18 protein-coding genes and 1 pseudogene are annotated in these 26,167 nt (G+C 70.3%); 11 read left to right on the top strand and 8 right to left on the bottom strand.

The features are described 5' to 3' along the window. From EF387_RS14310 to EF387_RS14335, 5 genes and pseudogenes are all read left to right on the top strand, one after another. Positions 1-1,686, top strand: coding sequence for an aldehyde dehydrogenase family protein (locus EF387_RS14310; protein WP_238431507.1), 1,686 nt, complete (start codon positions 1-3; stop codon positions 1,684-1,686). A 608-nt stretch (positions 1,687-2,294) separates the two neighbouring features. Next, positions 2,295-3,416, top strand: a complete 1,122-nt coding sequence (pdhA, locus tag EF387_RS14320) for a pyruvate dehydrogenase (acetyl-transferring) E1 component subunit alpha (RefSeq protein WP_128376898.1) — start codon at positions 2,295-2,297, stop codon at positions 3,414-3,416. 3 nt (positions 3,417-3,419) lie between these two features. Further along, positions 3,420-4,481: an alpha-ketoacid dehydrogenase subunit beta gene (locus EF387_RS14325; protein WP_128376899.1), complete on the top strand. Its 1,062-nt coding sequence runs from the start codon at positions 3,420-3,422 to the stop codon at positions 4,479-4,481. After that, complete coding sequence (locus EF387_RS14330) at positions 4,478-6,040, top strand: dihydrolipoamide acetyltransferase family protein (protein WP_128376900.1); 1,563 nt, start codon at positions 4,478-4,480, stop codon at positions 6,038-6,040. Before EF387_RS14325 ends, EF387_RS14330 begins: the two co-directional genes overlap by 4 nt. Positions 6,041-6,615: 575 nt before the next feature. Further along, positions 6,616-6,964 (top strand): annotated as a pseudogene (locus EF387_RS14335) (3-hydroxyacyl-CoA dehydrogenase family protein); the annotation flags it as partial. Between the two features lie 87 nt (positions 6,965-7,051). Here the strand turns inward: EF387_RS14335 and EF387_RS14340 are convergent. Continuing rightward, positions 7,052-7,696 (bottom strand): CBS domain-containing protein, encoded by a 645-nt coding sequence (locus EF387_RS14340; RefSeq protein ID WP_128376901.1) that lies wholly within the window; start codon positions 7,694-7,696, stop codon positions 7,052-7,054. Between the two features lie 618 nt (positions 7,697-8,314). On the opposite strand from EF387_RS14340, the gene EF387_RS14345 reads away from it, so the two are divergent. The 3 genes from EF387_RS14345 to EF387_RS14355 all read left to right on the top strand — a co-directional run bounded on the left by EF387_RS14345 (position 8,315) and on the right by EF387_RS14355 (position 10,238). Beyond that, complete coding sequence (locus EF387_RS14345) at positions 8,315-8,791, top strand: GNAT family N-acetyltransferase (protein WP_128376902.1); 477 nt, start codon at positions 8,315-8,317, stop codon at positions 8,789-8,791. Positions 8,792-9,281: 490 nt separating this feature from the next. After that, the gene (locus tag EF387_RS14350) at positions 9,282-9,554 is read left to right on the top strand and encodes a hypothetical protein (RefSeq protein WP_128376903.1); all 273 of its coding nucleotides are present in this window, start codon (positions 9,282-9,284) and stop codon (positions 9,552-9,554) included. Between the two features lie 105 nt (positions 9,555-9,659). Continuing rightward, complete coding sequence (locus tag EF387_RS14355) at positions 9,660-10,238, top strand: dihydrofolate reductase family protein (RefSeq protein WP_128376904.1); 579 nt, start codon at positions 9,660-9,662, stop codon at positions 10,236-10,238. Positions 10,239-10,380: 142 nt separating this feature from the next. Here the strand turns inward: EF387_RS14355 and EF387_RS14360 are convergent, their stop codons facing one another. Both EF387_RS14360 and EF387_RS14365 read right to left on the bottom strand, forming a co-directional pair. Continuing rightward, positions 10,381-11,292, bottom strand: a complete 912-nt coding sequence (locus tag EF387_RS14360) for a nuclear transport factor 2 family protein (protein ID WP_238431508.1) — start codon at positions 11,290-11,292, stop codon at positions 10,381-10,383. Between the two features lie 367 nt (positions 11,293-11,659). After that, entirely contained in the window at positions 11,660-12,202 is a 543-nt protein-coding gene (locus EF387_RS14365) for a MarR family winged helix-turn-helix transcriptional regulator (protein WP_202918252.1), read from the bottom strand. A 68-nt stretch (positions 12,203-12,270) separates the two neighbouring features. Between EF387_RS14365 and EF387_RS14370 the strand changes: the two genes are divergently transcribed. From EF387_RS14370 to EF387_RS14380, 3 genes are all read left to right on the top strand, one after another. After that, positions 12,271-12,942: a class I SAM-dependent methyltransferase gene (locus EF387_RS14370; protein WP_128376906.1), complete on the top strand. Its 672-nt coding sequence runs from the start codon at positions 12,271-12,273 to the stop codon at positions 12,940-12,942. Beyond that, complete coding sequence (locus tag EF387_RS14375) at positions 12,939-13,361, top strand: spore germination protein GerW family protein (RefSeq protein ID WP_128376907.1); 423 nt, start codon at positions 12,939-12,941, stop codon at positions 13,359-13,361. The genes EF387_RS14370 and EF387_RS14375 overlap by 4 nt, the downstream gene beginning before the upstream one ends. A gap of 223 nt (positions 13,362-13,584) precedes the next feature. Next, positions 13,585-15,447, top strand: a complete 1,863-nt coding sequence (locus tag EF387_RS14380; RefSeq protein ID WP_128376908.1) for an endo alpha-1,4 polygalactosaminidase — start codon at positions 13,585-13,587, stop codon at positions 15,445-15,447. A 147-nt stretch (positions 15,448-15,594) separates the two neighbouring features. Here the strand turns inward: EF387_RS14380 and EF387_RS14385 are convergent, their stop codons facing one another. The 5 genes from EF387_RS14385 to EF387_RS14405 form a co-directional block, all read right to left on the bottom strand. Next, a complete protein-coding gene (locus EF387_RS14385; protein WP_128376909.1) occupies positions 15,595-16,566 on the bottom strand; it encodes an ABC transporter substrate-binding protein in 972 nt (323 codons plus the stop codon). Between the two features lie 59 nt (positions 16,567-16,625). Then, positions 16,626-17,429 carry a formylglycine-generating enzyme family protein gene (locus EF387_RS14390; protein ID WP_128376972.1) on the bottom strand — a complete coding sequence of 268 codons (804 nt, stop codon included), beginning with the start codon at positions 17,427-17,429 and terminating at the stop codon, positions 16,626-16,628. Between the two features lie 86 nt (positions 17,430-17,515). After that, entirely contained in the window at positions 17,516-19,876 is a 2,361-nt protein-coding gene (locus EF387_RS14395) for an arylsulfatase (protein WP_128376910.1), read from the bottom strand. A gap of 266 nt (positions 19,877-20,142) precedes the next feature. Beyond that, on the bottom strand, positions 20,143-21,024 hold the full coding sequence (locus EF387_RS14400; protein ID WP_128376911.1) for a LysR family transcriptional regulator: 882 nt from the start codon (positions 21,022-21,024) through the stop codon (positions 20,143-20,145). A 346-nt stretch (positions 21,025-21,370) separates the two neighbouring features. After that, positions 21,371-25,924: a glycoside hydrolase family 2 TIM barrel-domain containing protein gene (locus tag EF387_RS14405; RefSeq protein ID WP_238431509.1), complete on the bottom strand. Its 4,554-nt coding sequence runs from the start codon at positions 25,922-25,924 to the stop codon at positions 21,371-21,373. Between the last annotated feature and the right edge of the window lie 243 nt (positions 25,925-26,167).

Here is a 26,167-nt window from a genome sequence, read left to right on the forward strand (position 1 = left end):
ATGCGCGTGGGGCCGTACGAGCGGCATCGCGAGCTGCTCCAGCAGGCGGTACGGGCCGTGGCGGCCGGTGAGTGCTGCGCGCCGTTCAGCCGCGCGGGGCGGGGTGGCACCGATGCGGGCATGAGGTCGACACGGACCGCGGAGAAGGTGTTCGGCTCGCTGCTGGGCCGCGCCTTCGAGTTCGGCCAGCCCGGCGAACTCGGCCGGGTGTGCACCGAGTCCTCGCCGTACGGCGTCGCCATGGACATCGGCTATCCGCGGAGCGACCCCGCGGCGCTGGTCGCGGCGGCCGGGCGGGCGATGGCCGGCTGGCGGGCCGCCGGGCCGTACCAGCGGGCCGGGGTGGCGGTGGAGATACTGCGCCGGCTGAACACCCGCAGCCATGAGCTGGCGCTCGCGGTGCACCACACCACGGGCCGGTCCCTCACGGCCGCGTTCCGGGCCGCCGGGCCGCCCGCCCAGGACCGCGCACTGGAGGTGGTGGCCCGCGCGTTCGCCGAGTCGGAGCGCGTTCCCGCGGACCTGCACTGGGAGAGTCCGCGTCGCCGCAAGGAACCGCTGGCGATGGCGGGCAGCTGCGCCCTGGCGCCGCGCGGTGTGTCGCTGCTCGTCGGCTGCCCCGACCATCCGACCTGGAACGGCTGGCCGGGCCTGTTCGCGAGCCTGGTGACCGGCAACCCGGTGATCGTGGCCCCGCACCCCAGGTCCGTGCTGCCGCTGGCGATCACCGTGCGCGTCGCGCGGCAGGTGCTGGCGGAGGCCGGACACGACCCCGACCTCGTCACCCTGGCGGTGGCGGCACCCGGGGACCCCCTGCGGCAGCGGCTGGCCACGGACCCGGCGGTGCGCATCGTCGACTTCACCGGTCCGGCCCGGTTCGCCGACTGGCTGGAGCAACACGCCCGGCAGGCCTCCGTGTTCGCCCACCGGACCGGGCTGAACACCGTGGTCGTCGACTCCACCGAGGACTACCGCGGCCTCGTGCGCGGCCTCGCGCTCTCCTTGTGCCTGTGCAGCGGAACGGTCCGTACGACACCGCAGAACATCCTGGTGCCGACGGCGGGCGTCGCGACCGACGAGGGGCGCAAGACCCTCCGGGACCTCGGCGCCGACCTCGGCGAAGCCGTCGACCGGCTGCTCGGGCACCCGGCACGCGTGGCGAGGCTGCTGGGCGCGATCGTCGACGACGAGGTGCGCACGGGGCTGACGCGGGCCGCGCGACACGGCGCGGTGGTGCACGCCTCCGGGGCGCTGCGCCATCCGGACCATCCCGGCGCCGACCTGCGCAGCCCGCTCGTGGTCCGGCTGGGGGCGCGGGACGAGCGGGTCTACGCCCGGGAGTGGCCCGGGCCGGTCTCCTTCCTGGTGGGTACCGACTCGACCTCGCACAGCCTGGAGATCTTCCGCCGCACGGTCGGCCGCCACGGTGCGCTGTTCGCCGCGGTGCACTCGACCGACCCGCTGGTGCTGGCGGCCGCCGAGGCGGCGGCGCTGGACGCCGGGGTCCACCTGGTGGAGAACCTCGCCGACGACCTCCCCGCCGACCCCTCCTCGGCCGCGCCCGAACCGCCGGGCGGGGGCGCGCACTTCGTCACCGGACGGTTCCGGGTGGTGCGCTCGCGCGGCCGCCTCGCCACTGCCGTACGCCCGCCCGTGCGCGACCCCGAGGAACTCGTCGGCGCCTGACGGGCCGGCCCTGCCGGGTCAGCCCGTCAGGGCCGGCCGCGCCCCGTCAGCCGGTCCGGGCGGCCCGGCACCGGTCAGCGTGGCCGAGGCCGGCCGTACCCCGGTCATTACGGGACCTCGCGCAGCTCGCGCGAGATTCCCGTCAGGCAGCCTGCTCGGTGCTCGACGTGACGTAGTCGCTCGTGCCGAGGCCGGCCCGCTCGGGATCAGCCGCGCGGTGAAGCCGGTGATCACCCCTCGGCCGGCAGCCTGCCGATGCGTGTGCAGGCATTGGCGCGCGATGCTCGTGCAGGCACTGGCGCCCGATGCCTGTGCAGGCGATGGCGCGCGAGATGCGCAGCTGTTCGGCCGCCGTGCGGACCGACTGGGCGGGCGTCCTTTGCAACCGGGCCCGGCCGGGTCGCGGAGAGGATCCGGCGGTCGGTGTCGTCGAGCGGGACGGCAGTTCGTCCGCGCACGGGCCCCGCCGACGAGCCTGTCTCGGACACATCGCTCTCCAGACCGTCGGGATTCGGCAGTTCATCTGCGATCCGCGCGAAGTCTTGAACACATATTTCCTCGTCGCCACGATTCTCCTGCCAAGCGTCCAGAGAAAGCGAGCGCCCTCCATGTCCGTGAAGAGCCTCCGACAGACGGTCCAGGGGCTGCTGCCGTCCCTCACGCCGGTGCGGTTCGTGGCCGAGGACGGCACCCCTGTGGCCAAGCCCCCGGCCGGCTACCGCGAGCCTTCGGTGGAGGCCCTGCGCGACGCTTACCGGCGAATGGTCCTGGGGCGCCGCTTCGACACCCAGGCCACCGCGCTCACCAAGCAGGGCCGGCTCGCCGTCTACCCGTCCAGCCGGGGCCAGGAGGCCTGCCAGATCGGCGCTGTGCTCGCACTGCGCCCGGACGACTGGCTGTTCCCGACCTACCGGGATTCCGTCGCCCTGGTCACCCGTGGCATCGACCCGGTCGAGGTGCTCACCCTGCTGCGCGGCGACTGGCACTGCGGCTACGACCCGGCCGCCACCCGCGTCGCCCCCCAGTGCACCCCGCTGGCCACCCAGGTGCTGCACGCCACCGGCATGGCGGAGGCGCAGCGCCGCAAGGGCGAGGACGGCGTGGCGATGGCCCTGATCGGCGACGGTGCCACCAGCGAGGGCGACTTCCACGAGGCGCTGAACTTCGCGGCCGTCCTCCGCGCGCCGGTCGTCTTCTTCGTCCAGAACAACAAGTACGCGATCTCCGTGCCGCTGGCCCGGCAGACCGCGGCGCCCGCTCTCGCCTACAAGGGCATCGGCTACGGGGTGCGCTCCGAGCAGGTCGACGGCAACGACCTGGTCGCCGTGCTCTCGGTGCTCACCGACGCCGTCGCGCACGCCCGCGCCGGGCACGGTCCCGTCCTCGTCGAGGCGCACACCTACCGCATGGACGCCCACACCAACGCGGACGACGCGACCCGCTACCGCGACGCCGAGGAAGTCGAGCGCTGGGGCGCCGCGGACCCCCTCAGCCGGCTGGAGGCACACCTGCGGGCCCGTGGCGCCCTCACCGACGCCGACGCGGCGACGGCACAGCAGGAGGCGGAAGCCCTGGCCGCGGACCTGCGCACCCGCATGAACGCGGACACCACCGCCGACCCGATGGAGCTCTTCGACCACGTCTACGCGGAGCCCACCCCGCAACTGCTGGAGCAGCGCGCCCAGTTGGCGGACGAGCTCGCCGAGACCGCCCTGACTCAGGAGGACTGACCCATGGCCGAGACCAAGGCCACCACGGCCACCACGGCAGCCAAGGCCGCCAAGGTCACCATGGCGCAGGCGCTCAACACCGCTCTGCGCGACGCACTGCGTGAGGACGACCGCGTGCTCGTCTTCGGCGAGGACGTCGGCCCGCTCGGCGGCGTCTTCCGTATCACCGACGGACTGACCCGCGACTTCGGCGAGGAGAGATGTTTCGACACCCCGCTCGCCGAGGCCGGCATCGTCGGGCTCGCCGTCGGCATGGCGATGGGCGGCTTCCGGCCCGTGGTGGAGATGCAGTTCGACGCCTTCGCCTACCCGGCGTTCGAGCAGATCGCCTCCCACGTCGCCAAGCTGCGCAACCGGACCCGGGGACGGCTCACGCTGCCCATGGTGATCCGCATCCCGTACGCGGGCGGCATCGGCGGAGTCGAGCACCACTGCGACTCCAGCGAGGCGTACTACGCCCACACCCCCGGACTGAAGGTCGTCACCCCGGCGACGGCCGAGGACGCGTACTGGCTGCTGAGGGACGCCATCGCGGACCCCGACCCGGTCGTCTTCCTTGAGCCGAAGAAGCTCTACTGGTCGCGCGAGGACACCGACCTGGAGCGCCGCGGCGCACTGCCGTTCGGGCGGGCCGCCGTACGACGCGAGGGCCGTGACGCCACGGTGGTCGCGTACGGGCCGTCGGTTCCGGTGGCGCTGGCCGCGGCCGAGGCCGCGGCGACCGAGGGCATCGAGCTGGAGGTCGTCGACCTGCGCACGATCGTCCCCTTCGACGACGAGACGGTGACGGCTTCCGTACGGCGCACCGGGCGCTGTCTGGTCGTGCAGGAGGCCCAGGGCTTCGCCGGGGTCGGAGCGGAGATCGCCGCACGCGTCCAGGAACGCTGCTTCCACTCGCTGGCCGCACCCGTCCTGCGAGTGGCCGGTTTCGACATCCCTTATCCGCCGCCGAAGCTGGAGCACGCGCACCTGCCCGGCGTCGACCGGATCCTCGACGCCGTCGACCGCCTCCAGTTCGGCGACGAACCGGACATCCGGCATCTGCTGAAGGGAGCGGTCGCATGACCACGGCAACGCGTCACGAGCAGCTGTTCCGGCTGCCCGACCTCGGCGAAGGGCTGGCCGAGGCGGAGATCGTCGAGTGGCAGGTCGCGGTCGGCGACACGGTGACCGTCGACCAGGTCGTGGTCGAGGTCGAGACCGCCAAGGCCGCAGTCGAGGTGCCGGTCCCGTACGCGGGCACGGTGTTGCGGCTGCACGCGGAGGCGGGCACGGCGCTGGCGGTGGGGGAGCCGCTGATCACCGTGGGGGCCGGCGCCCCCGCCGGGGCCGACGGGTCCGTTTGCGGGCCCAGGCCCGAGGAGGCGGGTGGCGCACCGGAGCCGGTGGTGCCGGCCGACGCGGCGGCCGAGCGTTACCGAGAGGAGGAACAGGCCGGATCCGGCAATGTGCTGATCGGCTACGGCACCGGCCACGGCCCGGCGACCTCGCGCCGCCGCCGTCGGCGCGCCGCCGCGGCAGCGGGCCCGTCCGCGAGCGCCGCGCCTGCCGGAGCCACCGGGAGCGCCAGTGCCGCGCAGCGATCGGGCGCGGGCGACAGCGGCGCCGTATCGGCGGGCGGCGACGTATCCTCGCACGCCGCATCCGACACCGCGGCTGCCACCGCCATCGCTTCGCACGCCGTACCCGACACCGCGGCTGCCACCGCCATCGCGTCGCACGCCCCCCGGGCGATCTCGCCCCTCGTACGGAGGATGGCCCGGGACCACGGCGTCGACCTCGCCGGCGTGTCACCGTCCGGCCCGGCGGGAGTCGTCCTCAGAAGGGACGTCGAGCAGGCCATCGCCCGGGCCGGGCAGACCGCGAGCCCGAGCGCGGCCCACAAGGCCGCGGCCCCCGCCCCCGCACGGCAGGAGCCGACCACGGCGGCCGGCCCCGAGCGCATCCCCCTGCGCGGAATCCGCCGCGCCGTCGCCGACAAGCTCTCCCGCAGCCGGACCGAGATCCCCGACGCCACCACCTGGGTCGACGTGGACGCGACCGGGCTGCTCGAGGCAAAGAAGGCGCTGGAGTCCGCCGGAACCGGCATCCGCATCGGCCTGCTGGCGCTGTTCGCCCGCATCTGTGTCGCCGGACTGCGCCGCTTCCCCGACCTGAACTCCACGGTCGACACCGAGCGCCGGGAGATCCTCCGCCACGACGAGGTGCACCTGGGCTTCGCCGCCCAGACCGAACGCGGGCTGGTCGTCCCGGTCGTCCGCGACGCCCACCTCATGACGACCGCCCAACTGGCCGCCGAACTCGCCCGGTTGACCGAACTGGCGCGCGGCGGGAACCTACCGCCGCACGCGCTGACCGGAGGCACCTTCACCCTCAACAACTACGGGGTGTTCGGCGTCGACGGATCCACACCGATCATCAACCACCCTGAGGCCGCCCTCCTCGGCGTGGGCCGCCTTGTCGACAAACCCTGGGTCGTGGACGGTCAGTTGACGGTCCGCAAGGTCACACAGCTCTCCTTCAGCTTCGACCACAGGGTCTGCGACGGCGGAGTGGCCGGTGGCTTCCTGCGCTTCGTGGCCGACTGCGTGGAGCGCCCGGCGATCCTGCTCGCGGACGTCTGATCCGCCGACCCCACCCGTAGACCCTCAGCCCGGCCCATCGCTCCTCAGCCCTGCCCATCGCTCCTCAGCCCGGCCATCGCTCCTCAGTCCTGCCCATCGCTCCTCAGCCCGCCGCCTCTCAGTCCCTGACACCCAGCCCTTCCGTGTGACCCCAGCCCTTCCGTGCCTCCGCCCCGGGGCGGACTGCGCCCACTGACCTACCGAAGGCCAGGAGTTCCCGATGTTCACCGACTTCTACGCCCGCCACGCGGACCTGCTCCAGCAGGCCGGGGAGCACGCCGCCGACCGCGGCTACTGGACGCCGTACCCGGAGACGCCCAGCACCTCCGTCTACGGAGCCGAGGCACCCCAGCAGGGCGAGGCCGCCTTCCGCGCCCTCCTCGGCAACCCCTTCCCGCTGGAAGGGCACCCCACCGCCGGCACCTCCCCGCCACCGAGTTCTCGCCCTGCGGCTTCCCACTCGACGTCAGCTACCCGTACATCGCCCCCGACACGGCCGTCGCCGCGGCCAAGGCCGCCGCCAACGCCGCCCTCAGGTCACCGCGCCAGGTACCGCCGAGGCCACGCTGAGGGCGGCCGTCGGCTGGACGCACGTCCTCGGCAAGGAGGAGGTCGTCGTCCGGGACTCACCGGGTTCGCCAGCAGCCGCCTGGTTCTCGCCCTCGGCCTGGAGGCGATCCGCATGGTCGAGGAGGCGTCGCCGAACCGGAGGCCGTCGACACGGCCATGCGCCTCGGCTACCGGCACCCGATGGGACCGCTGCGTCTGACCGACCTGGTGGGTCTGGACGTACGGCTGGCCATCGCCGAGCACCTGCACTCGACGCTCGGGGAACGGTTTGCCCCGCCGCGACTGCTGCGGGACAAGGTCGCCTGCGGTGAACTGGGACGCAAGAGCGGTCAGGGGTTCTACACGTGGCCGTGAGCGGCATGAGCGGCATGAGCGGCATGAGCGGCATGAGCGGCAGAGCGGCATGAGCGGCGAGACGGCGAGATCGAGGCCGGCCCCCATCTATGTCGCCCGGACGGCGGCGACGTCGGCGTGGACGGCGATGACACCATCGATGCCCTGGCAAAGGCCCACGACCACAGGGACGAGACGTGGTTCCGGGACGTGACCCCGCAGGGTGACGGCTCCGTCCCGGACCTCGACCGCGAGCGTGCCCTCTTCCAGGCCGAGGATGCGCCCCAGGACGTCGTGCTCGACCTCGCGGCGGATCTCGGCGTCGGAGCGGACGAAGGTGTTCAGCAGGTCGCTGCGGCTGACGATGCCGGTGAGGAGACCGTTGTCGCCGACCACCGGCAGCTGCTTGACGTGCCGCCTGCGGAGTTCCCGCGCGGCCTGGGGGATCGTCCAGTCGGCGCGCGCGGTGAAGACGGGGCTGCTCATGAGTGCGCCCGCGGTCCGGGCCCGGGCCTTGCCCCAGGCGCGCTCGTCGCTCCCGTCCTGCCCCTGCGGATCGGGCATGCCGGTCTCATGTCGCAGCACGTCGGACGCGGACACCACGCCGATGGGGGCGCCGTCGTCGTCGACGACCGGTGCCGCGGCGATTTCGTTCGCATCCAGCAGGGCGGCGATCTCGTGGAACGGTGTGTCGGGGCGGAGCGTGACGACCTCCTGGGTCATCACGTCACCGACCGTGCGGCGGTACAGCATGGCATCGGCCTCCTCCGCTTCGCGGCGGGCGGCGCACCCAGCCTCTGCGGCCCTGCCGGCGCGGCCACGCCGTCTCCCCATTCATGACAGCACGGCGTCGCCTGGGCGACCAAATGGCGTTCGGCCTGGCGGGAGGGCCGGTGGTCCTACTGACATGCGGCGGAGGGCCGGTTTCGGCTGGATGTTCTGGGCCGGGGGCGTCCGTCGGTCTCCTGCCCTTGCGACCGTCGCCGTGGTGGTGCACCGCGACGTCGTGGAGCCGTATCGCCGTGTCAGGGCCCTTCGGCAGCTGCCGGAGATCCGGAAGGATGTTGCGGCGCACCTCGTCGGCCGGTCGTCGGCCCCGGCCGCGACGCGGCGCTGTACCGCCGTCGGGGGTCGACGATGTCGGTGAGTCCGGTGAATTCGGTGTCGCAGGGTCCGGTCGGCTTCGGCCGGCAGGTCTTCCATTGCCAGGCCGGGCCGAACAGATGGTCTCTCACGGCTCTCGGCGGCTCGGCGGCTCGGCGGCTCGGCGGAACAACGTGAAACACCCCCGGCGGTGGAGACCACCTGAAATGATCGAAGAAGCCCTCACGACGCAACTGACGCTCACGATCACCAGCCGGGAGGCTTCCGATGGAGGTAATGCTGCGAGAAGTGAGAGACACCGACCTGCCCGTTTTCTTCGCTCAGATGAACGAGCCCGAGGGGATCCGGATGGCAGCGTTCACTGCCAAGGACCCATCGGACAGCGACTATTTCTATTCCCACTGGGCACGGATCCGCCAGGATCCAGCGGCTGTCAATCGCACCGTCGTCGGCGAAGGCGGTGAGATCGTCGGGCACGCTGCTGTGTTCGGCCCGCCCGAGGAACGCGAGGTCACGTACTGGATCGGGCGACAATACTGGGGCCGAGGAGCCGCTACCGCCGCGTTGCGCGAGCTCCTTCGTGTCGAACCTGCGCGCCCGCTGCACGCCCGCGCGGCTGCGGACAACGTCGGCTCCATCCGGGTCCTGGAGAAGTGCGGATTCGTCGTCACCGGCAGCGAGCGGGATTTCGCGAACGGGCGCGGCGAGGAAGTCGACGAGGTGCTCCTCACTTTGCTCGGCTGACCCCGCTTCGCTGACAGGGAACGAGGGGCCAGGGGTCGTTCCCGATCCTGCTGTTCGTCCAGTTCCTGGCGATGACCGTCGTCGGAGGGCTCGGCACGATCTGGGGCGCGCTCCTGGGTGCCAAAGGGTTCGGTGACGCCCCGGCGGCTCGGCTCCGGGTCCGGCAACCGGCACGTGCCGGGTCCGGAGAGGGAGTACGGTTGCGGCACCGAGCGCACCTCGCACGCCGTCATCGGTTTCGGCGTCGCCCTCGGGCAACGGCACAGGCCGGTGTACATCGGATCCGGCCGGAAATGAGCCGCATCATGCCTCCTGGCCCCTACTCCCACGCCGCCGCCTCCCGTATCCGGTCAACGCGCAGAGCGGTAGTGGATCTCCCGGCTTCCGGGATGCCCCGAGGCATTTCTGTATCTCGCCCACGGCCGTGGACCGACCAGCACGTCTGAACCGGTCGGCACGGCTCTGAACCGCTCAAGAGGATGCGAGACACATGTATTCACAGGACTCGATCTCCGGCCGCCGCCGTGGCCGTCCCGAACCGACCGCGGAGATGCTCTCCGGACTGGCCTGCCTCATCTGCGGTACCGACTTCCGCAGCGCACCCGACCCGGAACCGGTGGTGGTTTCCCACCGCGGCGACAAACAGCTCATCGCCTGCCACGGGACATGCGCACGCATGGCGAGCGGTTCGGTCGACGGTCTGGAGGAGACGCCCCTCCCGCTGGCCGAGCGCGTCCGCAGGCACCAGGGCGGCGGCCTCTGACCCGGATATCGGGCAGCGACATGAGCCGCTGAGAAGCGATGAGTTTCGTCATGGCTCCTGGTCTGTATCCGCAACAGACCATCAACCGCACTCGAGGAGAGCACCATGACCGCTGTCTACACGTGGGACGTCTTTGCCACCCTCGACGGCTACGGCTCCTACGGTCCCGAGGGCGACTGGGGCGGCTACTGGGGAAAGCATGGCCCTGAGTTCCTCGACAATCGCCTTGCCGTGATCAGCGAAAAGCAGCGGATGGTTCTCGGGGCCAACACCTTCCGGCAGTTCGTGGAGCTGCTGGGGCCGATCCCAGTGAGCGACCTCGACCCGGTGAACTCCCGGATGCTGAGCATGCCGACAACGGTGGTGTCGACGACGCTCGCAGGACCTTTCGCATGGCCGGACGTGACCGTCGTGGCCGGCGGCGCCGTCGATGTCGTCGCCCGGCTCAAGGAGGAGTCCGAGGTGCCGTTGCGCTCGCACGGCAGCCTGTCGGTGAACCGGGCGCTGATGGCCGCGGGGCTCGTCGACCGCGTCCAGGTGACGATCTTCCCTGTGATCAGCGGTCAGACCGGGACCGACCCCGTCTTCGAGGGCGCGGCCGACTTCGACCTCGAGCTGATCGAGAGCCGTACATTCGACGGCCGTACTCAAGAGCTCATCTACCGGCCCACCCTGCACAGCTGACAAAATCAGCAGTTGCCTGGCGCCTGTGGGCCGTGTCGGAGTACGGCGGTGATCGGCCAGCGCCTGGCGTGCTGACGTCGAGACGCACCTCTTCGGGCACGAGGGAGCACGGCGGACAGGTAGGTGCACAGGGGTGGCCGGGCTACTGCCCGTCGGCGGCGACGTCCCAGTGCTCGATGATCTTCCCGTCGACCACCCGGAAGAGGTCCGCGACGTCGTACGCGGAGCTGAAGACCCACACCAGGTCCCCATCGGCGAGGGTGTTGCCGAACTGGGTCCCGCCGCCGCCGGTGGGCGGGGCGCCACCGTCGGAGGCGCTGCTGGGCGAGGGGGCGTTCTGCGTGTCCTGCTGCAGCAACTGCTTCAGCGGACCCGTTCCGTTCGCGATGATCGGGTTGTGCTGGTAGTACCGCGGATCCCAGCTCTTGTCGATCACCGTCACGTCACCGTCGGACAGCTTGCGGTACGCGGTGACGGCGAACTTCCGGTTCTTCTCCTCCAGTTCCTCGGACAGGGTCGGGGCCCCCTTCGGGTACCGGTAGACGTCGCTGAACAAGGAGTTCCCGCTGGCCGTCTTCGCCGGGACCGTCTGGGTGATGCCCCAGTGCTCGACCAGCTTGCCGTTGCCGACCCGGTACAGGTCGATCCTGGCTTCGCCGGTCGCCTCGTTCGCCGGGGTGCCCGACGCGTGCCAGTGCACGGCCACCAAGTCACCGTCAGCGGCCACGTGCTTGACGGTTGCCACCGCACCGGGAATCTTCGCCTTCAGCTTCTTGAACTGCTGGATCTGCCCGTCCGCTCCGCCGAGCACCGACTTGTCGTGCTGCACGTAGTCGGTGCCGACGAGTTCCCTCACCACGTCGGTCTTGTTCTTGTTGAACGCCTCCGCGTACAGGCGCAGAACGAGCGCCTTGTTCCGGTTCTCGGACGCTGACGACGCGCCGGCCGCGGAGGACGTCGTCGACGGGGTGGCCGGATCGGTTCCGGACGTGCTGCAGGCGGTCGCCAAGCAGACCACGGCAGCAAGCCAGGGCAGAGTCTTCCGGTATCTCACTCGCGACTCCTCTGTGCGGATCAGGTTCCCGGCGCTGACGTGGCATCGCTGTACCGCCGACGCCGTCGCGGCCCTGGGCGTTGTTCTGTTCATTCACGTCCCCCTCGTCTTGACCTGCACCTCCATCCCATCGCGGCTCCCTCATGCGTTCACTCCGCCGACCAGCGGGATCACCCCCGCCGACAGGCTGGAACGTCCTTTAGGGAGGGAGTCGTTGCGGACCCTGTGGGGGCACGGGTACCGGGTCCATCGGCCGCTGGACCACGCCGGACGATGTCGACCGCGCCGTCGAGGCGCTGGTCGCCGCCGCCCGCGCAGGCGCCGTATGAACGCGTCCGACGGTCCCGCCACTCCGCTGCCGACACGGTCACCGCGCTCGCTCGGCGGCCGGTTGGCGGGGCGCTGAGAGGTCCTGGGTGCCGAGGGCCGCGCGAACGGCCTGTCGGCCTGCCTGATCGATGGCACGGAGCCGCGTGATCACCGTCTCCAGTCCGTCATGGATCGCGGCCAGCTGTGCGGCGGGCATGTCCCCGAACAGCCCCACGGCCAGCTCGTCCCGCCCCTCGCGCAGGTCGTCGGTGAGGGCGCGGCCCCGTTCGGTGAGGGAGACCAGCGTGGCACGCCGGTCGGTGGGATGGCCGGCGCGGATCACCAGCCCATCGGCCTCCAGGGCGTCCAGCAGCCCGGTGACGTTGCGCGGAGTGACCCCCAGCTGTCCGGCCAGCGCCCGCTGGGTCATCGCCCCGTCCTGGAGCAGCGCCCACAGCAGTCCCGCCCGTGCCCGGGTCAGGCCGTGCTCGGCGACACCGCGCTCCATCATCGTGCCGAGCACTTCGGCCAGCTCGAAGAGCCGGTCCAGTGAGACGCTGGCGGAAGCGGCCCCCTCCGGAATATCGTGAAGTGACTTCACTATGTGGTACCTCCGCAAAACATCGTAGCCCTCAGAGCACCGCTGTCGAGGAGGACGGTGAAAGCGACATGACCGAGACCGCCCCGCCGACCAGGCGCCATCCGCTCTTCGCCCGCTTCTACGCCAAGGTCGCCGGCCCCGTCCTGAACAGGGCAGGCATTGCCGAACACCGCACGAACCTGCTGTCCGGCCTGACCGGCGAGATCATCGAGATCGGCGCCGGCAACGGACTGAACTTCGCCCACTACCCGCCGGGCGTGAAGGAGGTACAGGCCGTCGAACCGGAGCCGAACCTCCGTGCCCTGGCCGAGCGGGCCGCCGGTACGGCCCCGGTGCCCGTGGAGGTGGTCGACGGGATCGCCGAGCAACTGCCCTTCCCGGACGCTTCATTCGACGCGGCCGCCGTCTGCCTGACCCTCTGCTCGGTGACCGACCCCCACGCCGCACTCGCCGAACTCCACCGCGTCCTGCGGCCTGGCGGACAGCTCCGCTTCTTCGAGCACGTACGCGCCGACTCACCCGGCATGCGCCGGGTGCAACGCGCGTTGGACGCCACTGTCTGGCCCCTGCTGATGGGCGGCTGCCACACCGGCCGCGATACCGAATCCGCCATCACGGCCGCCGGGTTCGTCCTCACCTCGGTGGAGAAGTTCACCTTCCCCGAGACCCGCTTGCCCTCCCCGTCGGCCACTCACATACTCGGCGCCGCCGAGCGACCCCGGATGGAAGGTGCCCCATGACCGCCCCCGAGCACGAGACCACGCCCGTGTCTCTGCCAGACACCGACCTCTCTGCCGCCCACGCCTCTGTCACCTTGCTGGAGCGCCTGGCCGACAAACTCGGCGGCCGTGCCTCGGTGACCGCTGTCTACGGTGAGCCCGTCACCGCCGGCGGTGTCACCGTCATCCCGGTGGCCCAGGTCGGGTTCGGATTCGGCGGCGGCGCCGGACGCGAGGTCAGCGCCACCAAGCACGGCGAAGGGGGAGGAGGTGGAGGAGGAGCCGGGGCCAGGCCCTTGGGCTACATCGAAATCCGCGACGGCACCGCCACCTACAAACCCATCCGGGACCCCTGGCGCGATGTCGTACTGCCCCTGGCGGCTCTCGTCATCGGCGGCGCCATGCCGAAACTCCTCCGCTCCCTGCGCCGCCGAGACTGAGCCACCAGACGACGGCGTCGGCGCGGCCACAACCACCCAGAAGCGGCACGCGATCCGCGTGGCGTCGAGGCCGCCATCTCCCAGGAACTCCCCGCTCACGGCCCGCGCCGGCGCCGCCGCATGGGGTTGGCGAAAATCATGTCCAGTGTCTGGCTGAAAGGCGTCGGTACCCTGATGCCCTGAACTGCTTGTCAAGCACAGCACATGGGAAAGGTGACCGGCGATGTCGCTCAGCCCCGGAAACTCGGAGTCCATAGGCGACTATGAGCTGATCGACCGGTTGGGCAGTGGCGGCATGGGCGTCGTCTACCTGGGGCGCTCGGCCTCGGGGCGGCAGGTAGCGGTCAAGGTCGTGCACGCCCAGTACGCGCAGGACCAGGAGTTCCGCACGCGCTTCAAGCAGGAGGTCGCGGCGGCTCGCCTGGTGAGCGGGGCGTTCACGGCCCCGGTCGTGGACGCCGATCCGGACGCCGAACAGCCGTGGATGGCCACGCTCTATGTGTCGGGCCGCACGCTGTCGGATGTCGTGGCCGAGGACGGCCCGCTGCGCGGACGCGAGTTGCGTGTGCTCGCGCTGGGCCTGGTCGAGGCACTGCGGGACATCCACCGGGCGGGTGTGGTGCACCGTGATCTGAAGCCGAGCAACGTCCTGATGGCAGAGGACGGCCCCCGCGTCATCGACTTCGGCGTCTCGCACGCCGTCGACAACCAGGCCCTCACCGTGACCGGGCGGTTGATCGGGACCCCGCCCTTCATGTCGCCGGAGCAGTTCGCCACGCCGCGGGAGGTCACCCCGGCCTCGGACGTGTTCTCGCTGGGCTCACTGCTGGCGTACGCGGCAACCGGCAACCGTCCCTTCGACGCCGCCAGCCCGTACCTGACGGGCTGGCGGGTGATACACGAGGCGCCAGTCCTGGACGGAGTCGCCGAACCGCTCCGGAGTATCGCCGAACGCTGCCTGGCGAAGGACCCGGCCACCCGGCCCGGACTCGCCGAACTGCACCGTCAGCTCCGGACGCTGCCGGATTCCGCCGGACCGGTCGCGCCGGGAGTGGCCGGTTCAGGGGAAACGGGAACCAGCCGCCGGGTTTCCCCTGCGCGCCCCGCTCCACCGGGCCTGGTCACCGCAGCAGGGGAAGGGGCAACGGACAGGACTCGAAGGGGCCGCGGACGTCGAGGGCGGTACATCCTCGTCGGCCTCGCTGCGGCCCTGACCGTCACCGGGCTGAGCATCACAGCGGTGAAATCCGGGTCGCACCAGAACAACACCTCCCCGTCACCCACCGCGCCCGTGTCCACGCCCGCGCCCACGTCGACGCCCGCGCCCACGTCCCCGCACGCGTCCGCCTCCGCCTCCGCGCCCGCGCCCGCCGCCACGGTGACGCTGCCGCCGAAGCATGTGCGGTGGGACTACCAGATCGGCGGCGCGTACCCCCCGCCGACCGGTGTGCAGGTGGTCAGTCGCAGCTACGAGGACGCGCCCGCGCCGGGTCTGTACAACATCTGTAATCTCAACGCCTTCCAGGCACAGGAGGGCGCGGAGGGCGACTGGAACCCCGACCTGCTGCTGCGCGACGCCAACGGGGCTGTCGTCTACGACAAGGACTGGAACGAGGCGGTCCTGGACATCCGCACGGACGCCAAGCGACAGCGCATCGCTGCCGAGGTGAACAGCTGGATCGACGAGTGCGCGGCCAAGGGGTACAAGGCCGTCGAGCCCGACAACTACGACACCTTCACCCGCTTCCCGGAATACCTGGACGCCGACCAGGCCAAGGCGTTCATGAAGCTGCTCTCGGCGCACGCCCACGGGAAGGGTCTGGCCATCGCCCAGAAGAACACCCTTGCGCTCATGCCCTACCGTGCGTCAGTGGGACTGGACTTCGCCGTGGTCGAGGAGTGCGGCGAGTGGGACGAGTGCGGCGAGTTCGCCGAGGCGTTCGACAACAACGTACTCGTGGTCGAGTACTCGGCGAAGGGCCTGTCAGGAGTGTGCTCCGACTGGAGCAGCACACTGAGCATCATCCGCCGCGACCAGGATGTCGTCCCCAAGGGCACGAGCGGCTACCTCCGCCAGACCTGTTGACATCAGACCCGCTGAACAGCCGGACGGGTTCGTGCGACCAGCCCCGCGGCCCGCCGGGTGCGGGACGAAGTGAGCGCCCCAGCCGTCCGGGGCTCGGCCACGACTGGGCTTCGGACAGGGAGGATTCACAGCCTTCTGCGACACGCTTCAGCCGAGCCAGGCCTCGACCTTGTCGGAGTTCGCCTCAACCCACTTCTTCGCCGCTGCCTCCGGCGACAGCTTGTCCAACGCGATGTACTTCGCCACGGTGTTCTGGTCGTCATTCGTCCACGTGAAGTTCTTCACCAGGTCATAGGCCGGGCTGCCGGACTTTGCGAACCGGGCGCTGACGACCTTGTCGAGGTCGAACACCGGGTAGTCACAGGCGACTTTCGCCGGATCGGCGTCACAACCCGTCGTGTGCCTGGGCAGTTCGACATGCACCAGCGGCACCTCCGAGAAGAACCACTGTGGCTCGTAGAAGTAGCCGATCACCCACTTCTTGTTCTCCTCGGCGTCCCGGAAGGCTTGGATGAGCGCGGTCTCGCTGCCCGCGTACACCACCTTGAAGTCCAGCTTCAGGTTCTTCACCAGTGCCTCGTCATTGGTCTGGTACGACGGATCGCCGTCCAGCAACTGGCCCTTGCCGCCCGACTCCGATGTCCGGAACCTGGACGCGTACTTGTTGAGGTTCTTCCAGTTGGTGATGTCGGGGTACTTCTTCGCGAGCCACGGCGGGATGTACCAGCCGATGATGCCCTTGTTGCCGGTCGAGCCGAGGTCGACGGCAGTCTTCTGGCGGGTGATGTACTTCTTCTTCAGGTCCTCGTGACCCCAGTTCTCCAGGATGGCGTCGACCTCGCCCGTCTCGAAGCCCTGCCAGCCGATCTCCGCCTTGAGGTCCTTCTTGACGACCTTGCAGCCGAGCCTCTGCTCCGCCACGTAGCCGATGACGGCCGCGTCCGCCTCGTAGCCCACCCAGGGGTTGACCGCGAGGTTGAAGGTGCCGCACTTGCCCGAGCTGCTGTCCGCAGCGGCGGAGTCGTCGCCGACCTTCGCCCCACCACAGGCGGTGAGGGTCAGACCGAGTACGGCCATCCCCGCCGCGCCGGGACGCCACAGTCCTGCTCGTCTTGCCATGGTCCGCTCCTTGTGCGCCGGGCGCCTCGCGCCGTTGTCCGAGTTGGGGTCGAAGGGGGTCACGTCATGTCCAGGGCGCACCGGAACCCCACGTTGCCGGTTGCCGAGTCCGGGGGCAGGCCCTGCCGTGCGGCGACCCTGTAGCGGCGGCAGTACGAGGCGTGGCACAGGTAGGAGCCGCCTTTGGCCACGCGCTGTCGGCCGTCGCCCGCCGGGGCGAACGGGGTGTCACACCATTCCCAGACGTTGCCGGTGGCGTTGTACAGGCCGAAGCCGTTGGGCTCGTAGGCGTCGACCGGGCAGGTGCCGTACCAGCCGTCGTCCGTCGGGTGCCGGTTCGGGAAGTCGCCCCGCCACACGTTCATCCGGGGACGGCCGCCGGGCTGGAACTCATCGCCCCAGGGGAACACCTTGCCGTGCAGTCCCCCACGGGCGGCGCGTTCCCATTCCGCCTCGGTGGGCAGGCGCTTGCCGGCCCAGGAGCAGTAGGCGCGGGCGTCGTACCAGTCGACATGGACGACCGGATGGTCCGCCCGGCCCTCCCAGGTGGAATGCGGTCCGTCGGGGTGGCGCCAGTCGGCTCCCTCGACCTGTCGCCACCAGGGCGCGCCCACCACGCCCCGGGTCGGCGGGAAACCGTCCGGCAGCAGACCGGCGAAGACGAACGACCAGCCGATCCGCTCGGCGGAGGAGCGGTACCCGGTGTCGGCGGCGAAGCGGGCGAACTGCGCGTTCGAGACAGTGCAGGCGTCCATCCGGAAAGCGCCGACGTGCACCGTCCGCACCGGGCCTTCCCCGTCGGCGGGGTAGGCGAGCGTGTCCTCGCTGCCCATGAGGAACTCGCCGGCGGGAACGGCCACCATGCCGTCGGTGCCCGCACTGAGGGCGGCGGCGGTCCGCCGGGGCGGTGGCCGGTCCGCACCCCGGCTCTCGGAGGGCGTGCAGCAGTTCACTGGGCCCCCATGACGCGCCGGTGCAGTCCACCGTCGAACTCGGACGATTCGGGGGTCTGGACGTCCAGGTCGATGCGGACGGTGTGAATATTCCCGGTGAACTCGTTGTCCAGGGCGGGGTAGTCGTCGGTCACCGGTGTACCGAGGTTCACTCCGACATCGAGTGTCTCGTCGAAGGAGAAGTAGTAGGGGATCGTCCGCTCGACCCGGCCGGACGCGTGCTTCTCGCCGTCCACCATGAGCACCGCGGTTCCGCCCTTGCCGAGTCCTCCTCCGTCGTAGTCGAATTCGAGCCGGACCTCGCGCCGTCCAGGTGCCAGGGGCCGGTCACCGCGCACGGTGTACAGGCTCATTCCGAAGTAGTTGTAGGCGTAGGCCGGCCTTCCGTCGATGACGTAGAGGGTCCAGCCGCCGAATCGGCCGCCCTGCGCGATGAGCACGCCCTCGGCAGCCGTGTCGGGCACGTCGATGTGCGCGGTGATGCTGTGCGAACGGTTCTTGACGTTGAGCGTGGTCTCTTCCGTGAACCGGCGCATTCCCCCGCGGTAGGTCACGGACGTCCGGTTTCCGAGCAGATCGATACGGCCGGCCACGGCGGGGTTCTCCCGTTCGGTGACCCGGTCGTCCAGGGGGAAGACCTGGTGCTTCGCGGCTTCTATCAGGAACAGATCCTGCAGGCTGCGGAGCTTCTCGGGGAACTCGGCGGCGAGATCGTGGGCCTGACTCCAGTCGCGGTCGAGGTCGTAGAGTTCCCAGACGTCGTCGGCGAACCGCCGGTTCTTGTCCGGGATCATCTCCCAGGGGACGCCGTGCCGGGTGACCGCCATCCAGCCGTCGTGGTAAATGCCGCGGTTGCCGCACATCTCGAAGTACTGCGTGCGGCGATGCTCGGGCGCCTGGGGATCGACGAGCGTCTGCCGCATGCTCGTTCCCTCGATGGGCTGCTGCGGCACCCCGTCGACGCTGAACGGCGCCGGGACGCCCACACAGTCCAGGATCGTCGGCAGCACATCGATCACGTGGGAGAACTGGTGCCGGAGGCCGCCTCGCTCGGGGACACGCCGGGGCCAGTGCAGGATCATGCCGTCCCGGGTGCCGCCGAAGTGTGAGGCCACCTGCTTGGTCCACTGGTAGGGGGTGTTCAGCGCGAGCGCCCATCCCGCGGGGGCGATCGGGTAGCTGTGCGGGCCGCCGATCTCGTCGAGGTGGTCGATCATCTCGTCCGGGTCGTCCACGATGCCGTGTCCGAGCCGGTGCTCGACGATGGTCCCTTCGACGCCGCCCTCGCCGGAAGCGCCGTTGTCGCCGAGGATGTAGAGGACGATCGTGTTGTCCAGCTCGCCGAGTTCCTCCAGGGCGTCGATGAACCTGCCGACCTGTACGTCGGCGTGTTCGGTGAACGCGGCGAACGTCTCCATGAACCTGGCCGCCAGCCGGCGCTGATTGTCGGTGAGTTCGTCCCAGTGCGGCACTCCCTCGGCCCATGGCGCGAGTTGCGCCTCCCGGGGCACGACGCCGAGGTCCTTCTGCCGCCGCAGGGTCAGTTCGCGCTGCCGGTCCCAGCCGTGGTCGAAGCGTCCCCGGTACCTCTCCTGCCATTCCGGGCCCACGTGCAAGGGCGCGTGCGCGGCACCGAGGGCGAGGTAGGTGAAGAACGGCCGGTCCGGGGTCAGGGTGCGCTGCGTGCGCACCCAGTCGATGGCGTGGTCGACGAGGTCCTCGGAGAGGTGGTAGCCGTCCTCGGGCCGGCGGTCCGGCTCGACCGGGGTGGTGCCCTGGTACAGCAACGGGTACCAGTGGTTCATCTCTGCGCCCATGAACCCGTAGAAGGTGTCGAAGCCCTCCCCGGTCGGCCAGCGGTCGAACGGCCCGACCGCGCTGATCTCCCGTGGCGGGGTCTGGTGCCACTTGCCGAAGGCCGCCGTGCTGTAGCCGTTGCCCTGCAGGATCTGGGCCATGGTCGCAGCGCTGCGCGGCCGGAATCCGTTGTACCCGGGGGCCGCGGTGGTCATCTCGGTGGTGCCGCCCATGCCGACGGAGTGATGGTTGCGTCCGGTCAGCAGGGCCTGCCGGGTCGGCGAGCACAAGGCCGTCACATGGAAGCGGGTGTAGCGCAGACCACCCTCGGCGAGCCGTTCCGAGGTCGGCATCTCGCACGGTCCGCCGAACGCGCTGGAGGTGCCGAAGCCGAGGTCGTCGACGAGCACGATCACCACGTTCGGGGCGTCCTCCGGCGGAGGGACCGGACCGATGGCAGTGAAAGCGGCCTCCTGGTCGTGGATGTCCAGCGCGGTCGTCTGGGGCCGGCGTGTGTCCGGCCGGGGGAGTATGTGCCGTCCGGCGTCGAACTCGGTCATGTATTTCTCCGTTGTGGCCCGCGGCGACCGGTCGAATCGAAACCCGGTGCAGAGTCGACAGCGCACATTGCCGCGCATGGGGAAAAAGTCACACGTTCTGCGCCTGGTAAAAGTGTCAGTTGATCCGACCCCGGTCAATGAAAAACCTTGGGTCCGCCTGAATCGGTTTTGAATCAAGGCAATAGAAAACTTCTATACCGGCAGGGCGGAGGAGCTGACGCGCTCGGGCCATTGCCGGGCGTGAGTCAGCGGCGTGAGACCTGGCGTCAATCCTGGTCGGGCGAGGCTGCCAGGTCCACGAACGCCTGAGCTGCGGGCGACAGCGCACCCGACCGCCAGACCAGTCGGCCGTGGCGCAGCAGCCGCGGACGGTTGGACAGCATCCGAGCCCCCCGTAGCTCGGCGTCCTTGGCCATGGAGGTGGGCAGCAACGAGGCCCCGACACCGGAGAGGACCAGCGGCACGATCATGGCGCGATGGGCGGTCTCGACCACGATCCGCGGTGTTACGCCGAGCGCGGTGCACACGTCGTCCAGGGCTGCCCGGGTTTCGGTGCCCGGGGGTGTCACGATCAGGTCCAGCGCGGCCAGTTCACGCGAGGTGATCGTGCTGCCTGCCGGGTGCGGATGGTCCGGCGGCAGTACGACGTGCATCTCCTGCTCCGGCAGGTCGAGCCCACGGAGGTCCGCTGTGGTGACCGACGCGTCCACCAGCCCGAGTTCGCACTGGCCGGCCGCGACCATGAGCGCCACGTCAGGACCGCGCTCCGGGTCGACCACACGCACGGAGACCCTGGGATGACGGCGATGGAAGCGCCCCAGCATGCCGGCGAGCGGATCGACCGAAAGGGTCGTCTGCGCGACGATGTCGAGCCGGCCACCGCTGAGCCCGAGGACTTCCCGGACCAGGGCACTGGCCGTGGACAGGTCCCGCAGGACCTGCTGCGCCGGCCGGACCAGGGCCTCACCCGCGGCGGTGAGTACGACGCCGTGCGGTAGTCGGTGAAACAGCTTTCCGCCGAATTCACGCTCCAGAGCCCGGATCGCATGGGACAGCGAAGGCTGCGCGACATGGAGCGCAATGGCTGCGGCCGTGAATCCGCCGTGCTCGACCACCGCGATGAAATATTCCAGCTGGCGTCGTTCCATCGGGTCTCCGTTAATTCCAGGTAACGCTGTGATCGGTTGGTCGGTCGGAATCTCGGGATCGCAGGGCTGCCTCCGCCCCGAACGGCGGAGGCTCCCGCGGTGGCAGGGAGATCCGCTGCGCGAAGGTTTCGTCCCTTCTCAGAGCTGGACGGACGCCGGCGGCCGCACGTTCGGAGCGCCCCGCAGGGATACTCAGGGGCCGAACGGGGGCCACAAGGACAGGCACGGATCGACAAGGACCCTACAGGGACGAGCCCGATCAATGCTCCTGGCCTGGGAAGACGTCATGGATGACGTCGGCGCGGACCCGGCCGTGGATGCGGGCCGGTTCCGCGCCGAACAACAGTCATGAGCCGACTCGGCCAGTCCCGCACCGCACCGTCGCCGCCCCCCAGTCCGCGTGGTCGTGAGCATTGCCGTCGCCGCCGTCGGTGACGCGCAGTGTGAGGCGCTCCGCGCCGCCGACCGGCGCCCGGACGGGCACGGCGGTGTCCCCGTTGGTGAGGACCTCGCTGCGGTAGACCTGCCGGCCGTCCGCGAGGACTTCGAAGGCGACGCTTCCGTTCGGATCCGTCTCGTCGTCCAGGCCGATCTCGGCGGTGAACGTCGAGCACGCCCCGCCGAGGTAGGTCGTGACCGTCGAGTCGGCGTGCACGCCGAGCCCCTTGTCGTAGGTCTTGCCGCCGATCGTGAGGGGCTTGCCGTCACCGGGCGCCGACTCGCCGTTGCTCATGTCCCGTTCCACCGGTCCCCAGCCGTTGTCCGCCGTGATGAAGTCCAGTTCGGACACGGGTACGTCCCCGCGGGGCGGGGGCGGCGTGCCGTCGAGGACGAGCGGCGCCTCGCCCCGCACCCGCGCGCCACCCGTGGAGGTCGCGGAGACCGCGGCGACGGCGGTCCGCCGGCCGTCCGGGCTGCCGGCCCCGCGGGTGATCACGACGTCCACAGTCGCGGTCCTGCCCGCCGCCAGGTCGCCGAGCTCCGAAGAGCCCGGCTCCACGCTCCAGCCGGGCGGCGCGTCGAAGGCCAGCGAGACATCGGTCAGCCGGCGGTCGCAGGGGTTGGTGACGGTCAGCTTCCCCGGGGTCGAGTCCCCTGCCCCGAGGCCGAGGTCGTCGGCGGTCAGCCTGGCCTCGGGTGTGCAGACCACGGGACCTCGCGGGGCCCCGGTGCGCGCCTCGACACCGGTGAGCGGACGCAGGCGCAGCGTGTACGCGTACTCCTGGTCGGGCTTCACCTGGTACTCGGGCAGCACGGTGTGGAAGGTCTCGCTCACTCCGCTGACCGCGTGGTCCAGGTTCAGCGTGTTGCCCTTCGGGTCGCGCTGCAGGGCGAACGGGTAGGCGGCGCGGTCGATGTCCCGGTACGGAGTGACGCCTGCGGAGAAGCTCCCCGAGCTCCCCGAGACCAGGAGCCCGCTCTTTCCGTCGGAGAGGGACGCCCAGCGGACGTCCTCGTGGTTTCCGTAGTCCTGGGGCCGGGTGTAGCCGGAGAACTGGTCGTCGACGTCGGTGGAGTACACGCCGACGGGAGAGCCGTCCTCGCGGTCGTTGTAGTTCTCCTGGGGGCCTCGGCCGTACCAGGTGAATTGGTCGTAGCGGTCCGGGAGTTGGAGGGAGAGGCCGATGCGCGGCAGGTACGGGACCGTGCGTGCCTTGCCGCGCGCCTCGGCACGGTGGTCGATGCGCAGCTCCCCGGTGCCGGTCACGGTGTACCGGAGGGTCTGGGTGAAGGAGGAATCCTTGACTCCCGGTGCGGCGACGGTGCTGGGGACGGTCACCGTGACCGCTCCGTCCCGTTCGGCGACCGTGACCTTCCCCGGCTCGGTCCGCAGCCGGTCGAGCCCAGCCGCGCGCCACGATCCGTCCTCGGACCCGATCTCGTTGCTGACCGGGGCGCGCCAGACGTCCAACCGGGGTCCTCCACTGAGCAGTTCGCGCCCACCCGCCTGCATGGAGGTCAGCTCGCCGCTCCTGCGGTCGAAGGTGTACTCGAAGCCCTTGCCGGAGAGGGTGATGCGGTCCGCGGTCCCGGTGGCCCTTACCCTGCCCGGCGCTTCGGGGCTGAGGACTCCGGCGAGTTGCCGTCCGCCGATGCCGAACTGCTCGACCGTGACGGTGTGCCCGGCCCTGGCCCAGGCGGTGTCCTTCGCCTGTACGGCCTCCACAGTCAGCTGACGGTCGGCGTCCCTGGGGTTGGCGGGAGGTGTGGTGAGCCGGATGTCCGCCTCCGCGCCGGGGGCGAGGGAGAACGGCCGGGTGCCCTGGGCGAGTACCCTCACGCCCTCGGTGATCTTCCACCGCAGGCGTAGGTCACCGGTGCCGGTGAAGGAGCGCTCGTTGAGCACCGTGACCTTCCCGGCACCGGCGTCCGCGTCGCTGATCCGGATGGGTGCGTGGACGGCGGCCAGGGCGCGGGCCTCGGGCTGCGCGGTGCGGTCGGCGGACACCACTCCGTCCACGCCGCCGGTGCCCGCGCCGTAGGAGTCGTACTCGCCTCGCTTCTTGAGCGTGTCGAAGTCGAGGGCCAGGACGGCGCCGGAGGCGGGATCGGCGTCGAGCCGCTGCGGGGAGAGCGCCTTGTGGTAGACGCGCACCTGGTCGATGGTGCCGTGCGCCATGCGGGTGGTGATGTTCTCCTGGCCGGTCTCCGGGTCGCGGCCGATGTTCACCGGCTGGGCGGAGTAGGCGACCGTACCGGTCCACTCGGTGGTCGCCGTCTGCTTCCCGTCGACGAACAGCTTCAGCCGCGTGCCGTCGAAGGTTCCGGAGATCCGGTGCCAATTGCCGTACCAGTCGGCGGGGACGTCGGCCGAGGCCGAGTGCCACTCGCCGTCCTGCCCGTAGACGACGAACTCCAGGGTGTCCTTGTCGCGCATCTTGAGGGCATAACTGTGGTTGCCCTTGGCGATCACGGTGAAGTCACCCGTCCAGTCGGCGGGTTCGACCCAGGCGTCCAGGGTGAGCGCGTCGGACACCTCGTCGAGTTTCCTGTCGCGGTAGACCTCCACGAAGTCGTCGAGGCCGGAGAGCGCGAGCGCCTTGCCCTTCTTGCCGGGCACGTGGCCGGGCTTGCCGGTGACGTACGACAGGATGTTGTTGCCGGAGGAGTCGGGGGTGGTGATCAGGGGCTGGGTGATGTTCTGCTCCGCCCAGTCCCAGATGAAGCCGCCCTGCACCTGTGGGTACTTGCGGACGACGTCCCAGAACTCGCGGAAGTTGCCGAGGGAGTTGCCCATGGCGTGTGCGTACTCGCCCATGATGATCGGTTTGACGGTGGACTTCGCCTTGTCCGCGAGGCCCGAGGGAGAGGGGTAGCGGGGGCCCCAGACGTCGGCGAACGGGGCGTCGCCGTCGGGGGAGTTGGGCTGGTGGTAGAGGGGCCTGTCCGGGTCGTTGGCCTTGAGGAAGTCGGCCATCGCGTAGTGCGCCTTGCCGAGTCCGGCCTCGTTGCCCGTGTCCCACATCAGCACGCTGGGGTGGTTCTTGTCCCGCTCGTACATCGCGGTGAGGCGGTCCATGAACGCCTTCTGCCACTCGGGCCGTTCGGCCAGACAGTCGTCCGGGCAGCCGTCGTGGTGGTGGGTCTCGACGTCCACCTCGTCGGCGATCCACAGCCCCCGGGTGTCGGCCTGATCGTAGAAGTACGGGTCCGACGGGTAGTGCGAGGTGCGTACCGCGTTGATGTTGAGCCGCTTCATCAGGGAGACGTCGGATGCGGTGCGCTCACGGGTGGCGTAGCGGCCGGTCCTCGGGTCGGTCTCGGCGCGGTTGGTGCCCTTGACCAGGATGCGCTTGCCGTTGACGAGGAGTTGTCTGTCCTTGATCTCGATGTCCCGGAAGCCGACGGGCTGGGTGGTGGTGTGGGTGACTCTGCCGTCGGGCCCGGCGAGTTGGACGAGGAGCGTGTAGAGGGCGGGGGTCTCGTCGGTCCACTTGGCGGGGTTGCTGACCTCCGCCTCGAGGGTGGTGGACGCGGCCCCGTCCTGCGGGTCCACGGTGCCGGACATCGTTGTCACCTTGCGTCCGTGCTGGTCGTACAGGGTGCCGGTGACCTTCCTCGGGCCGCTCCCGGGGGCACCCTTGGCGGCGACCTCCACGTCCGCGGTGAGCCGGGCGTCGCGGTACTCGGCGTCCAGGTCGGTGCGGATGGTGACGTCCTGGAGGTAGGTCCTGGGTGTCGAATACAGGTCGACCGAGCGGAAGATGCCGGCGAACCGCCACTGGTCGTAGTCCTCCAGGTGGGCTCCCGAACCCCAGCGGTGGACCTGGACGGCAATGGTGTTCTTCCCCGGGTGCAGCTTCTCGCTGATGTCGAACTCGGCCGGGGTGTAGCCGCCTTGGTCGTAGCCCACGTACGAGCCGTTGACCCAGACGAGATAGCCGCTGGTCACGCCCTCGAAGCGGAGGAAGGTCTCACGCTCCTGCCAGCTCCGCGGCAGCTCGAAGGTGCGCACGTACGCCCCGGTGGGGTTGACGTCGCGCGGCACCTTCGGCGGGTCGTCCGGGTACATCTCGGTGGGGATGTTGCGGAACATCGGGTGGTCGAGACCGTCCGTCTGCCAGGTGTGCGGGACACGCACGCTGCGCCAGTCGCTCCCGCCGGTGTCGTACCCCTCCGTGAAGAAGTCCTTCGGTACGTCCTCGGGATGGTCCGACATGTTGAGTTTCCAGGTGCCGTCAAGCGACCTGGTCCACGGGCTGTCCGGCTCTCCGGCCTCGCCCGCGAGCGCGCTCCGGGCATCGGCGTACGGAGTCAACTCGGCATGCGCCGGCTCCTGCCCGACCGCGGTCGCCTCCGGGTCCTCCAGCAGGGTGTATACATCCGATGGGCGAGTGGGGGCGTCGGCGGCAGCGGACGGCGGAAGGGGGGCCACCAACGCTGCGGCCAGGGCCGGCACGGCCAGCGCTCGGAGTCCTCGTATGATTCGGCGGAGTGGGGGCATCCGGGGTTCCACCCTTCTGGGGGCACGAAATCACTCCAGACTCAACAAGCCCGCACAGTACCCAACAGCTGACGGGGCGCCAAGAGGCCCGACATCATCACCTCGAACAACCTGCGCCCTGGATGCGGCCAGTGGAACGAGCCACTCCAGCAAGGCGAGTCAGCACCCTTCTCCTCCGGCGCGCGATCCGGCACCATG

The sequence above is a fragment of the Streptomyces cavernae genome (assembly GCF_004023625.1).
Lineage (GTDB): Bacteria > Actinomycetota > Actinomycetes > Streptomycetales > Streptomycetaceae > Streptomyces > Streptomyces cavernae.

Bases quoted from the DNA above. Each gene is read 5' to 3' on its own strand.
- EF387_RS14310 (WP_238431507.1), top strand. From the start codon at position 1: ATGCGCGTGGGGCCGTACGAGCGGCATCGCGAGCTGCTCCAGCAGGCG.
- pdhA (WP_128376898.1), top strand. From the start codon at position 2,295: ATGTCCGTGAAGAGCCTCCGACAGACGGTCCAGGGGCTGCTGCCGTCC.
- EF387_RS14325 (WP_128376899.1), top strand. From the start codon at position 3,420: ATGGCCGAGACCAAGGCCACCACGGCCACCACGGCAGCCAAGGCCGCC.
- EF387_RS14330 (WP_128376900.1), top strand. From the start codon at position 4,478: ATGACCACGGCAACGCGTCACGAGCAGCTGTTCCGGCTGCCCGACCTC.
- EF387_RS14340 (WP_128376901.1), bottom strand. From the start codon at position 7,696: ATGCTGTACCGCCGCACGGTCGGTGACGTGATGACCCAGGAGGTCGTC.
- EF387_RS14345 (WP_128376902.1), top strand. From the start codon at position 8,315: ATGGAGGTAATGCTGCGAGAAGTGAGAGACACCGACCTGCCCGTTTTC.
- EF387_RS14350 (WP_128376903.1), top strand. From the start codon at position 9,282: ATGTATTCACAGGACTCGATCTCCGGCCGCCGCCGTGGCCGTCCCGAA.
- EF387_RS14355 (WP_128376904.1), top strand. From the start codon at position 9,660: ATGACCGCTGTCTACACGTGGGACGTCTTTGCCACCCTCGACGGCTAC.
- EF387_RS14370 (WP_128376906.1), top strand. From the start codon at position 12,271: ATGACCGAGACCGCCCCGCCGACCAGGCGCCATCCGCTCTTCGCCCGC.
- EF387_RS14375 (WP_128376907.1), top strand. From the start codon at position 12,939: ATGACCGCCCCCGAGCACGAGACCACGCCCGTGTCTCTGCCAGACACC.
- EF387_RS14380 (WP_128376908.1), top strand. From the start codon at position 13,585: ATGTCGCTCAGCCCCGGAAACTCGGAGTCCATAGGCGACTATGAGCTG.
- EF387_RS14385 (WP_128376909.1), bottom strand. From the start codon at position 16,566: ATGGCAAGACGAGCAGGACTGTGGCGTCCCGGCGCGGCGGGGATGGCC.
- EF387_RS14390 (WP_128376972.1), bottom strand. From the start codon at position 17,429: ATGGTGGCCGTTCCCGCCGGCGAGTTCCTCATGGGCAGCGAGGACACG.
- EF387_RS14395 (WP_128376910.1), bottom strand. From the start codon at position 19,876: ATGACCGAGTTCGACGCCGGACGGCACATACTCCCCCGGCCGGACACA.
- EF387_RS14400 (WP_128376911.1), bottom strand. From the start codon at position 21,024: ATGGAACGACGCCAGCTGGAATATTTCATCGCGGTGGTCGAGCACGGC.